The sequence below is a fragment of the Ruegeria sp. AM5 genome, assembly GCF_056540645.1.
The window spans coordinates 87,975-103,065 of sequence record NZ_JBQFXC010000001.1 but is presented as its reverse complement, the minus strand read 5'-3'; the positions used below and the strand labels follow the sequence as shown (position 1 = coordinate 103,065).

The 15,091-nt window shown below is 58.1% G+C and carries 15 protein-coding genes; 9 read left to right on the top strand and 6 right to left on the bottom strand.

Translation table 11 applies throughout. The annotated features are described in order from the left end of the window. Window positions 1-3: 3 nt before the first annotated feature. Window positions 4-885, top strand: a complete 882-nt coding sequence (locus ACR0AH_RS00525; RefSeq protein WP_170423974.1) for a DMT family transporter — start codon at window positions 4-6, stop codon at window positions 883-885. Continuing rightward, the gene (locus ACR0AH_RS00520; RefSeq protein ID WP_480589842.1) at window positions 882-1,745 is read left to right on the top strand and encodes a sugar kinase; all 864 of its coding nucleotides are present in this window, start codon (window positions 882-884) and stop codon (window positions 1,743-1,745) included. The genes ACR0AH_RS00525 and ACR0AH_RS00520 overlap by 4 nt, the downstream gene beginning before the upstream one ends. Here ACR0AH_RS00520 and ACR0AH_RS00515 read toward each other — a convergent pair. After that, entirely contained in the window at window positions 1,732-2,928 is a 1,197-nt protein-coding gene (locus tag ACR0AH_RS00515; protein WP_480589840.1) for a mannitol dehydrogenase family protein, read from the bottom strand. The genes ACR0AH_RS00520 and ACR0AH_RS00515 overlap by 14 nt on opposite strands. Continuing rightward, window positions 2,929-4,272 carry a glucuronate isomerase gene (gene uxaC, locus ACR0AH_RS00510; RefSeq protein WP_480590831.1) on the bottom strand — a complete coding sequence of 448 codons (1,344 nt, stop codon included), beginning with the start codon at window positions 4,270-4,272 and terminating at the stop codon, window positions 2,929-2,931. Between the two features lie 123 nt (window positions 4,273-4,395). Between uxaC and ACR0AH_RS00505 the strand changes: the two genes are divergently transcribed. From ACR0AH_RS00505 to ACR0AH_RS00475, 7 genes are all read left to right on the top strand, one after another. Beyond that, window positions 4,396-5,412 carry a Gfo/Idh/MocA family protein gene (locus tag ACR0AH_RS00505; RefSeq protein ID WP_480589837.1) on the top strand — a complete coding sequence of 339 codons (1,017 nt, stop codon included), beginning with the start codon at window positions 4,396-4,398 and terminating at the stop codon, window positions 5,410-5,412. Further along, window positions 5,409-6,410, top strand: a complete 1,002-nt coding sequence (locus ACR0AH_RS00500; RefSeq protein WP_480589834.1) for a Gfo/Idh/MocA family protein — start codon at window positions 5,409-5,411, stop codon at window positions 6,408-6,410. The genes ACR0AH_RS00505 and ACR0AH_RS00500 overlap by 4 nt, the downstream gene beginning before the upstream one ends. Continuing rightward, window positions 6,407-7,459 carry a Gfo/Idh/MocA family protein gene (locus ACR0AH_RS00495; protein ID WP_170733464.1) on the top strand — a complete coding sequence of 351 codons (1,053 nt, stop codon included), beginning with the start codon at window positions 6,407-6,409 and terminating at the stop codon, window positions 7,457-7,459. The genes ACR0AH_RS00500 and ACR0AH_RS00495 overlap by 4 nt, the downstream gene beginning before the upstream one ends. Continuing rightward, the gene (uxuA, locus tag ACR0AH_RS00490) at window positions 7,456-8,637 is read left to right on the top strand and encodes a mannonate dehydratase (RefSeq protein WP_170733465.1); all 1,182 of its coding nucleotides are present in this window, start codon (window positions 7,456-7,458) and stop codon (window positions 8,635-8,637) included. The genes ACR0AH_RS00495 and uxuA overlap by 4 nt, the downstream gene beginning before the upstream one ends. A 224-nt stretch (window positions 8,638-8,861) precedes the next feature. Beyond that, window positions 8,862-9,752, top strand: a complete 891-nt coding sequence (locus ACR0AH_RS00485; RefSeq protein ID WP_480589831.1) for an NAD(P)-dependent oxidoreductase — start codon at window positions 8,862-8,864, stop codon at window positions 9,750-9,752. Between the two features lie 11 nt (window positions 9,753-9,763). After that, complete coding sequence (locus ACR0AH_RS00480; RefSeq protein WP_170733467.1) at window positions 9,764-10,627, top strand: sugar phosphate isomerase/epimerase family protein; 864 nt, start codon at window positions 9,764-9,766, stop codon at window positions 10,625-10,627. A gap of 112 nt (window positions 10,628-10,739) precedes the next feature. Continuing rightward, window positions 10,740-11,159: a secondary thiamine-phosphate synthase enzyme YjbQ gene (locus ACR0AH_RS00475; RefSeq protein ID WP_480589828.1), complete on the top strand. Its 420-nt coding sequence runs from the start codon at window positions 10,740-10,742 to the stop codon at window positions 11,157-11,159. A 30-nt stretch (window positions 11,160-11,189) separates the two neighbouring features. Here the strand turns inward: ACR0AH_RS00475 and ACR0AH_RS00470 are convergent, their stop codons facing one another. Genes ACR0AH_RS00470 through ACR0AH_RS00455 form a run of 4 tightly spaced genes read right to left on the bottom strand, consistent with a single transcriptional unit; the run spans window position 11,190 to window position 15,089 of the window. Further along, complete coding sequence (locus tag ACR0AH_RS00470; RefSeq protein ID WP_170800150.1) at window positions 11,190-11,960, bottom strand: SDR family oxidoreductase; 771 nt, start codon at window positions 11,958-11,960, stop codon at window positions 11,190-11,192. Beyond that, window positions 11,957-12,997, bottom strand: a complete 1,041-nt coding sequence (locus ACR0AH_RS00465) for a zinc-dependent alcohol dehydrogenase (protein ID WP_480589826.1) — start codon at window positions 12,995-12,997, stop codon at window positions 11,957-11,959. Before ACR0AH_RS00465 ends, ACR0AH_RS00470 begins: the two co-directional genes overlap by 4 nt. Then, window positions 12,994-14,094 (bottom strand): mandelate racemase/muconate lactonizing enzyme family protein, encoded by a 1,101-nt coding sequence (locus tag ACR0AH_RS00460; protein WP_480589823.1) that lies wholly within the window; start codon window positions 14,092-14,094, stop codon window positions 12,994-12,996. The genes ACR0AH_RS00465 and ACR0AH_RS00460 overlap by 4 nt, the downstream gene beginning before the upstream one ends. Beyond that, window positions 14,094-15,089 (bottom strand): ABC transporter permease, encoded by a 996-nt coding sequence (locus ACR0AH_RS00455; RefSeq protein WP_170403549.1) that lies wholly within the window; start codon window positions 15,087-15,089, stop codon window positions 14,094-14,096. Before ACR0AH_RS00455 ends, ACR0AH_RS00460 begins: the two co-directional genes overlap by 1 nt. Between the last annotated feature and the right edge of the window lie 2 nt (window positions 15,090-15,091).

The following is a 15,091-nucleotide window of genomic DNA, read 5'->3' as shown; positions in this document are numbered from 1 at the left end:
TCGATGGCCGTCTCCGCCAACCCCACCGCTGACCTGCCGCGCCTTGGCATTGTGCTGATGCTGATGGCGTGGCTGTTTTTTTCGTTGGTCGACCTTGGGGCCAAGTGGTTGGCGTTGGCCGGAGTGCCGGCATTTCAGTTGGCGTTCATGCGCTATGCGGGGCACTTCGTGATCTCAGTGGGCGTGATCGCCAAGGGCGGGATAGAGGCGGGTCGGTTCAAGACTGCCCATCCATGGCAGGTGATAAGCCGGGCCTTGCTGCTGATCTCGGCGACCGTTTTCAATTTTTATGCCCTACGGTTTTTGCCACTGACCGTTGTGTCGGCAATCATGTTCTCAAGCCCGGTCATCGTGTGCTTTCTGTCCGTCTTTGTATTGAAAGAAAGCGTGGGCCCATGGCGTTGGGCGGCTATCATCCTGGGCTTTCTGGGGGTGTTGGTTGTCGTACGGCCGTTTGGTTCGGCCTTTCATCCGACCATGCTGCTGATCGTATACAATGCCACCGCTTTGGCTTTGTACTCGATTATGACGCGCAGGCTGTCCGGGGTTGTTGCCGTGGACACTATGCAATTCTACCTCGGGCTTACCGGTACGGTGGTCCTGTTGCCGTTCGCCATCTGGTTTTGGGTCCAGCCAGAAAACACGTGGAGCCTGATTGTACTGATCGGCCTTGGTGTGTTTGGCTGGTGCGGGCATCAGCTGCTGACGAACGCGCATCGGTTTGGAACGGCGAACCAGTTGATGCCATTCACCTATTCGTTCCTAATCTACGTGGCAATCTGGGGTTATCTGTTCTTTGACACGGTACCGGACGCATTCACGTTGGCGGGGGCTGCGCTGATCATGGCTGCCGGTCTCATCATCTGGAAAAGAGAAAAGAAATGACGCGAATTGCCTGCATCGGCGAAGCAATGATCGAATTGTCCATGCTGGAAACCGGCGCGAAGGTGGGCGTCGCGGGGGATACGCTGAACACGGCCATCTACATGCACCGTGCCGCGCATGACCTGCAGGTGGAGTATGTGACATGTCTAGGCGACGATCCGTTCTCAAGGCGTATCGTGGACTTCATCGCCAGTCATGACATCGGAACATCCGGCATCCGCATCATTCCGAACGCCTCTCCGGGACTATACGCGATCACTACATCTGCGGACGGTGAACGCAGCTTTACCTATTGGCGCAGCGAGGCGGCCGCCCGTCAGCTTTTTGCCGATCACGACTTCAGCCCGCTGAACGCTTACGACGTGCTGTACTTGTCAGGGATTTCCGTGGCGATTCTTCCGCATGCAGTCAGGCTTGCGCTTCTGGACTGGCTCGAAGGCTCTTCCGTCCGGTTGGTATATGACAGCAACTTTCGTCCGCGCCTTTGGGACAGCGTCCAACACGCTCGGCAGATTAACCAACGGCTTTGGCAACGTGCAGACATTGCCCTGCCGTCCATTGACGACGAGATGGCATTGTTCGGGGAAAGCGCGGACCAGGTGGCTGCACGCTTTGCCGATCATCACGGTGTTGGTGCGTTGAAACGCGGAGAGAATGGCCCTTTGTCCATCGGTCAGAACACTGACCAAACCTATGAACCTGCCAAAAACGTGCTGGATACGACAGCGGCGGGCGACAGTTTCAACGGTGGGTACCTCGCGGCCTTGCTGATGGGGAAATCACAGGCCGACGCCCTGATGGCTGGACACAATTTGGCTTCCACCGTTGTTCAATTCCGCGGCGCGATCATTCCCGGATAAGTGGCGCGAGATCCTCAGCGCCAACGAGACCCAAAAGCGGCGCTACCGGGTCCGGCTGCTTGACAGCCGAGGCAATTTCCAATGCGCAAGGATCGTTCAGCGCCCTGCCCTTTGCGATCTCGGACATGCAAAAAGAGATCCAGGCCCGCATCCCTGCAATCACCGCCTGAGAGCCGGTCTCACGGAGTGTGGGAACAAACCGATACGGCAGCTTCTGGCTGCCATCCATTGCGATTTGGTCCAGACGGTGCGCCAGCTCGGGGTTTTCAAAGCGGCGCAACAAAGCCTCTGCATAATCCGGAACCTGTGCTTGCAGTGCAGCGGGCAGCGTTGCGCCCGCATCCTTCATCAACTCAGAAACCAGCGGGCGCAAAACCGGGTCTCGAACCGCTTCGTGGACGTAGGTCAGGCCCCGCTCCAACCCGGCATAAGCCAACAGGGAATGGGCACCGTTCAACATGCGCAGCTTTCGCATCTCGTGCGGGGCTACGTCATCGACCAGTTGCACTCCCGGCCAATCCGGGTGCGGACCGGAGAAACTGTCTTCGATCACCCACTCCGAGAACGCCTCGGTCGGAACAGCCATAGGATCGCCGCTGATTGCGCGAACGGCGTCCGTGGTAGCCGGGGTGATCCGGTCGACCATCGCGTTGGGAAAGCGAACAGAGTCCCAATTCACGTCCAGACCGGCTGCTTCCGCAAAATCGGCAACTGCCGTTTCGAGCGTCTTGCCGTTTTCCATGCGATTGTCACAACTTAGTACCGTTACTGGCTTGCGCCGTTCCGCAAGGCCATAAGCTAAAAACCCGATCAGCGTCGCAGGCTCTTGCCCTGCCAGATCGGCGGCAATCGCCGGGTCCTGAAGGTTCAGCTTGCCCGCGGCGTCCAAGTGATAACCTTTCTCGGTTACGGTTGCCGAAATGATCTCGGCATCCGCCATCACATCGAATATCTCTGCGCGATCCTTGGGCGCGACCAGAACGTCACGCAGAGCTTTGATGCGCCGGACTCCCTGCCCCTGTACGCACAAATCGTACTCGAAACCCTGTCGGGCCAATCCATCCCGAACCGAGGATGAACGCAGGCTGACGCCGACAACGTCCCATCCGCCCTCTTGATCCGTGTAATCCAGCAAATGCGCCCGGGCAAAGTTTCCAAGGCCGAAATGAAGAATTGTACCCATCTAGCTTTGCAACCTGTAAACCTGTTTCGCCAGATCGACCGCTAACAACCGCGCCAGATGCTCGGCACTGTCCCGACCGAAATAGCCGCGCGCAACCTGCTCGGCCAGATGAAACGCCACACCCCGTCGCCACAGGTCGTGACGTGCAGGAATGGACAGAAAAGCCCGCGTGTCGTCATTGAATCCGGCCAGATTGTAATATCCGGCCGTTTCAACGACCTGATCGAAATACCGCGCAATCCCGGCTGGGCTGTCGTGGAACCACCAAGGCGGCCCGATCCTAAGGCACGGCCAATGTCCCGCCATCGGGGCCAGTTCGCGGGCATAGGTGCTTTCGTCCAGTGTGAACAGAATGATGCGCAGTTCCGCCGAGTTACCGACCCGGTTCAACAGCGCCTCAAGGCCCGTGGCCCAATCCATCGCGATTGGAATGTCGGCCCCCTTGTCCCGTCCGAAGTCCCGCAGTACCGCGTGGTTCGTGTTGCGCTTGCTGCCAGCATGTATCTGCATTGTCAGGCCATCATCGACAGACATTTGCGCCATTTCGATCAGCATATGCCCATAGAACCGGCGAGCATCCTGTTCGGTACCTTCCCGCCGTCTCAGCCGCTGGTACAGCGCTTCCGGGTCGTCCAGCCACTCGGTCTGTACGCGTTCGATACCGTGGTCGGTGGCAGTACATCCCAACTGGTTGAAATAAGCCCGCCGCATTCGCAGCGCGTTGAGGTAGCCATCATAGCTGTCCAGATCGCAGCCTGTCAGCTCGGCCAACTTGTTCAGGTTCTGTACGAACTCCGGGTCCGCCCCATCCAAAACCCCGTCTGGGCGGAACGTCGGAACAACCCGCCCGCCCCAACCGCTTGTTCGAATCTCCTGATGCTCAGCCAGGCTGTCGAGAGCCGAATCTGTGGTGGCCAGAACCTCGATCCCAAACCTGTCGAACAAAGCCCTCGGACGAAATTCGGGTCGCGCCAGCTTTTCTGAGATTTTATCAAAAATCAGGTCAGCCGTGCGCAAAGACAACGCCTCAGACACGCCCAGCGTTTCGTGCAGCACGTAGCTCATCCAGATCCGGGATGGCGTTCCCAGAAACAGATGCCAGTGTTCGGCAAAGGTGCGAAAAACGGCGCGGGGATCCTTCTTTCGCCCCTCTTCCCCAACGCCAAGTTCGGACAAAGGAACGCCCTGCGAATAGAGCATACGGAACACGTAATGGTCGGGAACCACAAGCAGCTCTGCCGGGTTGGGAAACGGCTCATCGGTTGCAAACCACCCCGGATCGCAGTGACCATGCGGAGACACGATTGGCAGGTCCTTGATGCCCAAGTACAGGTTTTCTGCCATGCCATTCAAATTGCCAGTCAATTCTGCCTCCGATACTGCTGCCCGCAATTGTTAACACAGTTTTTAATGGTTGCATCTTTCCCGTTCGAACCCGCAGACTGACCGAGTGATCCGGGGGAATGAATGAATATTGCGCTGATTGGTTTGGGGATGGTTTCGGGCACGCATGTCGCTGCCATTCAAGCATCGGATCAAGGCCTCAGTCTTGCCGGCGTCCTCGGGCGCAACTCTGAAAAAGCAGCTGAGTTCGCGCGGCGAAACGGCACCCGCGCATTCGGCTCGATCGAGGAAATCGCAGACGACCCAAACGTCGACTTTGCGATCATCGCAACACCGCCCGATCAGCGCTCAGAGTTGGTTCGGGTTCTTTCGAGCGCTTCGAAACCGATCCTGATGGAAAAGCCCATCGAGAGAACGCTGGGCGCCGCGACGGCCATCGTCGAGCAGTGCGAGGTATCCGGTGTGCCGCTGGGCATAGTCTTTCAGCACCGCGCCCGCGCCGCCTCGCAGGCGCTGAAATCAGCCATTGAACAGGGTGAGCTGGGCGCGATCGCCACGGTGGAGATCCGTGTCCCCTGGTGGCGCGATCAGAGCTACTATGACGAGCCGGGTCGCGGCACTTATGCGCGCGACGGAGGCGGTGTCATGATCTCGCAGGCAATCCACACGCTTGACCTTGCGATGTGGCTGCTGGGGCCGATCTCGGACATTCAAGCCATGATGAGAAAAACTCCGTTACACGATCTCGAAGCTGAGGATTGGGCAGGTACAATCTTTGAAATGGATAACGGCGCAGTGGGCACTATGATGGCGACTACTGCCGAATATCCCGGGGCCGCTGAGTCCATTACCATCCAAGGCACACGCGCCAAAGCGCATCTGGAGTCAGGTGTCCTGACCTTAACGACTTTCGATGATCATAAATCCACGGTTGGCGAAACGTCCGCCACAGGCGGAGGGGCCGATCCCATGGCGTTCACCCATGCTTGGCATCAGGCGGTCATCGAGGATTTCGCCAAGGCTGTTGCCGATGGCACGCTGCCCATGGCCACCGGACGCAGTGCCCTTTTGACCAACGCCGTCATAGACGCGATGCAGATCGCCAATCGAACCGGCCAGAAAACACGAGTCATCTCATGAGCCTGACCTGCGTCGCCCTTGGCCTGGACCACCGCCATATCTATGGCATGACGGAAAACATGCGTAAAATCGGCGTGGACTGCGTTGGCTACTGGACACAAGGCGATCCGGAAACGCTACCGGGCTACGTCAAAAGGTTTCCCGATATTCCGCGGCTGGCCCGACTGGAAGACGCCCTAACCAGTGGGGCGGATCTGGCGCTGATTTCGGCAATACCGGCAGATAGGGCCGCGTTGACGATCCGCGCCATGCAAAACGGCATGGATGTCATGAGCGACAAGCCGGGCTGCACGACGTTCGAGCAACTCGACCAGATCAAGCGAGCGGCCGCCGACACCGGTCGAATCTGGTCGGTGAATTTTTCCGAACGATTTGAAACGCCCGTCAGCACCCGGGCGACCGAGTTGGTCGAGTCCGGTGCCATCGGGCGCGTGATCCAGACGGTTGGGCTTGGCCCGCACCGATTGAACCGGGCAACCCGGCCGGATTGGTTTTTTCAGCGTGACCGCTATGGCGGCATTCTGACCGACATCGCCTCGCATCAAATCGATCAGTTCTTGCATTACACAGGTTCGAAAACCGCAGAAATCACGAACGCTTATGTGGCGAACTACGCAAACCCCAAAGATCCCGGATTGCAAGATTTCGGAGAACTCAATCTAAGAAGCGAGAATGGTACCGGGTACATCCGGGTTGACTGGTTCACGCCGGATGCCTTGCCAAACTGGGGGGATGGTCGTCTGACGATCCTCGGAACCGAAGGATATATCGAGTTGCGGAAATACGTCGATGTGGGTGGCGCCTCAGGGACAGACCATCTGATCCTCGTCAATGGTGAAACCTGCCAAAAGATCGACGCAGCCGACGCCGGCCTTCCCTACTTCGCGCGCCTGGCCGATGACATCCGCAGCCGGACCGAAACCGCGATGACACAGACCCACTGCTTTACGGTCATGGAGCTGGCACTGCACGCGCAGGAAATGGCGGAACGCAGATGATCAACGTTGCGATCCTTGGCGCAGGTATCGGTGCGCAACATCTGGACGCTCTGGAACGGCTTGACCGCACCTTCCGCGTAGCCGCCGTGGTCGACCAGAATACGGACCGGATCGAACAGATACGGCAGAACTCGGATTTTCGAGCACTAACCAACATTCAGGACGCTCTGGATGATCCGGCGATTGATGTCATCGACATCTGCCTGCCGCCGCATCTGCATGTACCAACCACGCTTGCGGCACTGGCCGCAGGAAAACACGTTGTCTGCGAAAAGCCTCTTGCGACCTCGATGCAAGATGTGGATCGGATCACGGCAGCCACACGCAACGCGGGCAAGCAGGTGTTTCCGGTGTTTCAATACCGGTGGGGCCCGTCACTTGCCCAATTGCGCCACTTGCAACGCGCAGGCCTGACCGGAGCGGTCCAAACTGCCGCGCTTGAAACTCATTGGTCCCGAGGGGCTGACTATTACGCAGTGCCGTGGCGAGGAACATGGGCCGGTGAACGCGGCGGCGCAGTGCTGGGCCATGCCATCCACAACCATGATCTGCTGACTCATATTGCGGGTGATATCGCCTGGGTGTCTGCAATGGCGACAACGCGGGTCAACCCGATCGAGACCGAAGACTGCGCCGCGATCTGTTTTGGCATGACTTCCGGTGCTTTGTGCACAAGCAATATCACCTTGGGCGCCGCCACGGACGAAACCCGCCTGCGGTTCGTCTTTGAAAAGGTGACCGCCACCTCTGGCACCGAACCCTATGCCCCGGGTCAAACGCCCTGGACATTCGTCGCGCGAGACCCTGTGAATCAAGCCGCTATCGACGAGGCCCTTGCAGCCGCCACTGACGAGCCAACAGGTTTCGAAGGGTTCTTTACCGAAGTCGGCAGGGCGCTGCGGTCCGAGGCAAATTCGGCCGTTACGCTGAAGGATGGCGCCGCGTCCATCGGCCTTGTGACCGCGATTTATCACGCGGCGCGCACCGGGCAGCGCGTTGCTCTTCCCATCAGGTCCGATCACCCGCTGTATGAAGGATGGCTGCCATGAAACAATGCTGGCGTTGGTTCGGACCCGATGATCCGATCGCCCTGGCCGCTCTCCATCAAGTCGGGGTTCAGGGCATCGTCACCGCGCTGCATCACATCCCGCCGGGACAGCCCTGGGACGAACCAAGCATCGCCGATCGGCAGGCAGTTCTGGCTACTGCCGGGTACAGTTGGGACGTTGTCGAAAGCCTGCCCGTCTCCGAGGCGATCAAAACACAGTCCGCAGACATGGCTGAACATCTGCAGGCGTATAAGTCCAGCCTCAGGTCCCTGTCCGCCCGTGGCATCAAAGTCGTTTGCTACAACTTCATGCCAATCCTGGATTGGACGCGCACCGCCCTTCGCGCCCCGCAGCCGCACGGCGGAACAGCCATGCTGTTCGACCTGACCGATTTTGCTGTTTTCGACATACATATTCTCAAGCGACCGGGCGCGTCCGAAGACTATTCCAGCGTCGTCCAGCAAACGGCCAAGGATCGCTTCTTGCGCATGTCGGATGAATCCAAGGCCCAGTTGCAACACAATGTCACTGCAGGGCTGCCTGGCGCGAATGATCAGTGGAGCGTGCAGGACGTGCGCGCTTTGTTGCAGACCTATGCACATATCGATCGTGACCGGCTTCGCGCAAACCTGATCGACTTCCTGTCAGAGGTCGCCCCAGTCGCCCAAGAACTAGAACTACGCTTGTGCTGTCATCCGGATGATCCGCCGTTCTCGTTGCTTGGTCTGCCGCGGATCATGTCCAGCACCGATGACTACGGCGTCGTTCTGGATGCGGTTGATTTGCTGGCGAACGGCGCAACGTTGTGTACCGGATCGCTGGGAGTCTCCCCCGAATTTGATGGGCCGGACTTCGTGCGCAGGCATGGCGACCGAATTCACTTTGTCCATCTGAGGAATACCAAACGCATCGCCGGATCAGACAGCCAGAAGCCGGACTTCTTTGAGGCCTCGCATCTGGAGGGCGACACCGACATGGTCGGCACCATTCGCGAACTGATGAACGAACAGCGCCGCCGCAAATCCCAAGGGCGTGGCGACTTGCAAATTCCGATGCGGCCCGACCACGGACAAGAACTGCTGAGCGATCTGGGTGGACACAGTACTCCCGGCTATCCGTTGATCGGGCGTATGCGCGGGCTTGCGGAACTGCGCGGCATCATGGCGGCGTTCTCCTAACGCGTCGGATCAGGCGGTTTCTTTTGGCCCGCAACACTTCTTTGCTTGCCTGAGCGCCGCATTCTTCGTTTACTTACGTTACGTAAACGGGCAGCGGGGTGTCTTCCGGACTCGCCCGACGTCTGTTCAAGACGCGTGAAACTCCCGCGAAAACCGATGCGATTAGGCATCATTTTTCGAAACGCCTGCCATACGGCAACGGCGAAATATCGGGAGGAGCCCAAATGAATACTGCAGGCGTAATAGGTCTTGGCGACATGGGCAGCGGCCTTGCCAAGAACCTGATCAAGAATGGCTTTGAAACATCTGGTTTCGACCTGAGCGAGACGCGCATGACGGCATTTGCTGACATGGGCGGCCGACCCAAGGACAGCGTGGGACAGGTCGGTCGACACGCCGCCAGTGTGTTTGTCATGGTGATGAACGGAGATCAGGCCCGCGATGTCATTCTGGGTGAAAACGGGCTGGTTGCGAACATGGCCAAAGGCGGAACGGTCATCCTGTCGGCGACCATTACCCCGACCGAAGCCCGCGCCATCGGGCAGGATATGGAAGGCTCGGGCATACATCTGATCGACACGCCGGTCTCAGGTGGGTTTCCCGGCGCGCAGAACGGCACATTGACGATGATGGCTGCCGGTGCTGCGGATGTGCTGGACCGAAACGCCGAAGTCATGCAGGCAGTGTCTGCAACAATTCATCGAGTCGGAGAAAACGCTGGCGACGGGCAAACCGTGAAATCCTGCCTGCAATCCCTGATCGGATCGATCTTTTCCGCCACATTCGAGGCTGCGGCCCTGGCGGCCAAAGCCGGTGTCAGCGGTCAGGCATTGCTTGATGTTTTCTCCTCATCCAGCGCGGGGTGCGGCGTCGTGAATTCCGCCCTTGAAAACATCATTGATCGCAAGTTCGAGGCCACCGGCAGCCATATCGCAACCATGCATAAGGACCTGACGATCTCGCTGGCACTCGCCGGTGCATTGGGCGTTCCCATGCACACAGCGTCATCCGCAATGCAGATCTTTCACGCAGGAAAAACTAAATACCCGAATGGCGACAACTGGGTGTGTACTCGCGTCATCGAAGAGATCGTTGGCGCAGAATTGCATCGCTGAGGGGACCGGACATGAAATTGGGTGTAATTTGCGACGGCATTTCCCGCGATCTGCGGCATGCCGTGGACGTGATGGACGAGTTCAGCCTGGACTATGCAGAGCTTCAATTCGTTGGCGATGCGGAGGTCGGGGATCATTCCCCGCAGCAAATTGCCGAGATCGACGCGCTTTTGCGCGACCGGGGCAAGCCTGTGTCATGTCTGTCGCGCCATATCTTTGCGGGGATGACAGCTGCCAATAGGCCCGGCGACGACCTCCACACTCGGCATATGGACGCCTTGAAACGCGTAATCGACATGGCGCATGTTGTTGGGTCTCCGCTGGTTCGGATCATGACGCAACGAAAAGAGCAGATACTGTGGGGAAAAAACGGCGCCGAGAAGTGGAACGTAGCGCATGGGGTATGGGACTCGATGCCACCGCTGATCGCGCCGGCGGTTGAACTGGCAAGAGCTGAGGGCGTGACGCTTGTCGTGGAAACCGGAAACGGCACGCTGGTCAATTCCAACTATACAGCCCGAAAGCTGATTGACGAGTTGGACGCCAAAGACTCTTTGAAAGTGCTGTGGGACCCCGGAAACAACTGCTGGTGCCATGAACTGGCATACCCGGACGGTTATGAAGAACTGCGCGGCGGCTATCTGGGTCACATTCATATCAAGGACGTAAAGGTCGACACGCCGCGGGCAACACTGGAAGTGCGCCGCATGGGGGAAGGTCAGCTTGCGCCATTGTTCCAACCCATCGCGGACGCACTCAGATCCGACGGCTATGATGGCGTCATTTCTTTCGAAAGCGTTTATCACCCCGGCAACGGGAATTTCGAAGATGGTTTTCGTCTGTGTGTGGACAGGTTCAAAAGCCTGTTTGCATGAACGTGCAGTCAATATGCGTTCAAAATCAAAAGTTTGATCCCCATTGCTGAATGCCAAATGGGGTGTAGAAAGCTGGGCGCGTTCGCGTGAAATCAAGGAAAGGACCTGCTGGATGAAGCAAGAGTTTTTTGACCTGTCCATTGAAACGCCGGGCAAATCCCTCATAGACATCAGCGGGATCGTGCAGCGTGCGGTGTCCGAACACGAATTTGTCTCGGGCCTGTTGACCCTTTGGTGCGTCCACACCGGTGCCGCGCTATTGGTGCAGGCCAATGCCGATCCCGATGTGCTCAAGGATATCGAGACGTTCTTCGAGAAACTCGTACCCAAGTCACCAGTCAAGTATCACCACCGCCCGACCGAGGACGACAACGCTCCATCGCATCTGCGGGCGCTGTTGACGCAAACTCAGGTATCGACCCCGGTCGAACAGGGGCAGCTTCCGCTGGGTCGCGTACAAAGCCTATACCTGTTCGAACATCGGGAAGCACCCAAGGCACGCCGATTGAAGGTGCACTACATCGGGACGTGATGCCTTGGATCACATGGAGCTTTGGCAGTGCTAACGCCCCATCCAGCCCCCGTCGACTACAAGGATTTCACCGTTGACGAAGTCCGACGCAGCGGAGGCCAGAAAGACCACCGGTCCCGCAAAATCAACAGGCGTACCCCAACGGCCTTGGGGTGTTCGTTCCAGGATCGACTTCGACCGGACCGGATCATCCCGCAGGGCTTGGGTGTTGTCGGTCGCGATGTAGCCAGGCGCGATCGCATTCACGTTTACGCCCTGCCCGGCCCATTCGTTGGCCAAGGCTTTGGTCAGCTGTCCAATCCCGCCTTTCGAGGCCGCATAGCCCGGAACGGTGATGCCGCCCTGAAAAGTAAGCAGCGATGCCGTGAAAATGATCTTCCCCGAGCCGCGCGCCAGCATGTCCTTGCCGATCTCGCGTGACAGAACGAACTGCGAGGACAGGTTCACCTCAATCACGTCGTCCCACCAGTCGTCCGGGTGTTCGGCGGCGGGTTTGCGTTTGATCGTGCCGGCATTGTTGACAAGTATATCAGGGGTTTGTCCGTCGGCCCTCAACTGATCAATGAACCCATGCAGCGCGGCGCGATCCGAAAAGTCGCATTGGTAGGCCCGGAAATTGCGTCCCATCGCCGTCACGGCTTTTTCGACATCCGAGCCAGACAGCTCGAGCGAGGCGGACACTCCGATGATATTGGCTCCGGCCGATGCCAATGCTTCGGCCATACCGCGCCCGATACCGCGTTTGCACCCGGTCACAAGGGCCGTCTTTCCCGTCAGGTCGAAACTTTGCAAAACACTCATGAACGCGGTCCTACTTCGATCAGGCTTTTCATTGCGGTTGGGCTGCGATCCAGTGCTTCGAACGCGGCCTGGATGTCTGCCAGAGGGCTGACGTCCGTGATCACAACATCCGCGTCCACTCCGCCCGAAGCGACAACTGCAATGGCTTTCTCGTAATCCTCTGGCTCATAGACCCGAGCACCGATCAGTCGCAGCTCTCGCCAGAAGAACTGGAACAGGTCGATCTGGGGCTTTTGAGCATGGATCGCGACCATTACGATCCGGGCCCGAGTCGCGGCAACGGCGGTCATTGCATCGACACCGGGCTGCGTTCCTGACACCTCGAAAACCACATCTGCCCCTTTGTCGCCCGTGCGCGCGTTGATTGTGGACACCAGATCGGTTTCGATTGGGTTGATCGTGTCAAAGCCAAGTTTTTCAGCAATCGCAAGACGGTTCGGATTCACTTCGGAAATCACGACATTTCCACCCGCGTCCCGCGCAACCATGGCAACCAGGATGCCAATCGGGCCGCCGCCGATAACGACAACGTCCTCTCCAGGTTGCAGGTCAGACAGCCGCACATCGTGGCAGGCAACGGCAACCGGCTCGATCAGCGCCGCGTGATCCATGCGCAAGTCATCCGGCAGAACGTGCAACGTGTGGGCCGGAACAGTCCAGATCTCTTGCATCGCGCCATCGGTGTCGAGGCCGAGAAACTTGAGATTCTGACAGATATGCTGATGCCCCCGCTTGCAAGCTGGGCATTCTCCGCAGTGATCAAGCGGTCGGACAACGACCTTCTGGCTGGGTTCGACCGTATCGACGCCCTCGCCCACCGCTTCGACGACACCTGACATCTCATGCCCGATCACCCGGTTCAGGCCGACGCGGGCGTCCATGTTGCCGTGGTAGACGTGCATATCCGTCCCGCAAATCCCACAATAGGCAACACGAATGGCAGCCTCGCCGGGACCCGGATCTGTCGCTTGGGCTTGCTCTACTGCAAAGCTCTTACCGCCCCTGTAGTATGCGGCAGTGATCGTCTGGGTCGTCATCTATGCATCTCCTTGTGTTCCGCATTCAATTTGTCCCAGTCGAATTCCACTCCGGTTCCCGGGGTATCCGGGGCCACGGCCAGACAGTCTTCGACAACTAGTGGACGGGTCGTGTACTGGTCTATCGGGAATGAGTGTACTTCTAGCCAGCCTGCGTTGGGTTGCGCAGAAACAAGGCTGACGTGCAGCTCCTGCATCCCATGACTGCAAACCGGAATGTCGTGCTGTGCGCTTAGCGCGGCCACGCGCAGCCAGCCGGTGATTCCACCGCAGTTTGAGGCATCGGGCTGGATATAACTCAGTTTCGCGTCATCAAAGGCGTATTCAAATTCGTGTATGGTGTGCAGGTTTTCACCCATGGCAAGGGGAATACCCGTCGCTTCGACAATCCGACCATAACCTTTGTAATCGTCTGGAATAGTCGGTTCCTCGAACCACAGAATATCGCAATCGGCGAACCCTCTGGCAGCCACGATGGACTGTTCAACGCTCATAGAGTAATTCGCATCGACCATGAAGAACCGGTCCGGCCCCAGCATCTCGCGCACCGCCCGGGCACGTGCAAGATCGTCGGCCAGGTCTGGTTGACCGACCTTGATCTTGACTGCGTTGAACCCACGCGCAAGGTAACCATCGGTCTGACGCAGCAGTTTCTCCAACGAGAAATTCAGGTCGATCCCGCCGGCATAGGCCTTGCACCTTTTCGACGCTCCACCGGCCATCTGCCACAATGGCGCATTCTGCGTTCTGCCGCGAATATCCCACAGTGCAATATCCACGGCCGAGATGGCAAACGAGGCGATCCCGCCCCGTGCCACGTAGTGCACGTGCCACTGCATGGCATCGTACAGGCTTTCGATCTGTTCGGCGTCTTGTCCAACAAGGAACGGTGCCAGGTCATGCTTGATCATCGCCAGAATGGCGTGACCACCCTTTCCCCCGGTATAGGTATACCCGACCCCCTCGACCCCATCCGAGGTTTGAATGGTGACCGTGATCAATTGAAAAAACGTGTGATCCCCATGTTTGGCATCGACTAGGACTTCGGCGAGCGGAACGTTGAACAGCCGCGCTGATACACTTTCTATGCGATTCATTAACCTAAGACCTTCTGCTGCCTGGCAATAACCCGAGACTGTAAAAGGATGACCGCAAATAGAAAGCCTCCACGTATGACCATTTGCCAATAGGCACTGAAACTGATGGTGCCCTGACCGTTTTCAAAGTTTAGAACGTTGAAGACCAGCCCCAGCAACAGCGCGCCGGCGACGGTCGCAGGGATCGATCCCATCCCACCCGTCAACAAAGTGCCGCCTACAACCACAGAAGCGATGGCTGACAATTCCCATCCGATGCCTTCAAGGGGTTGCCCAGCTCCAAAACCCGAGGCAAGAAAGACTCCGGCCAGCCCCGCACAGCCACCCGACAGCAGGTAGACAAAAGCCTTGGCGCGATTGACCTTCAGGCCCATGAGGTTCGAGGCATCCTCGCTGCCACCGATCGCCAAGACGGTCCGCCCGATGGTTGTTCTTTCCAGCACCAGCCAAAGTGCCAGAGTCAGTCCGGCCACGATGACGATCGCCCATGGAAACAGGCCAAACGCCTGCCCCATGCCAAGCTTGGTGAAGTTCGACCCCCAATCGACCGAAATTGTCTGGGCGCCCGAAATCACCAATGCGCCGCCTTTTGCGGCCAGCATGGTGGCCAGCGTGGCGATGAAGGGCGGGATCCGAAGGATGATTATGCAAAAGGCGTTGATCGCCCCGAAACCAACCCCGGCAAGAACGGCCCCCGGCAACGCAACCTGAATCCCATACGGGCTGAGATAGGCCGCAACAACCGAGGTAAAGGCCGCCACGGATCCGACCGACAGATCAATCCCGCCGGTCATGATCACAAAACACATGCCCAGCGCAATCGCGATGAACATCGCGTTGTAATTCAGGAAAGACGAGAAATTGTAGGCGCTGCCAAAGTTGTCATAGCGCATCAGCCCGAACAGAATCAAAGCCAGCAGTGCGATCCAAACCGTCACCGAGGCCGAATTACGTCGAAGGTATTTTCGCAGGTCAAAAGCCGTTTCATCCAACATCG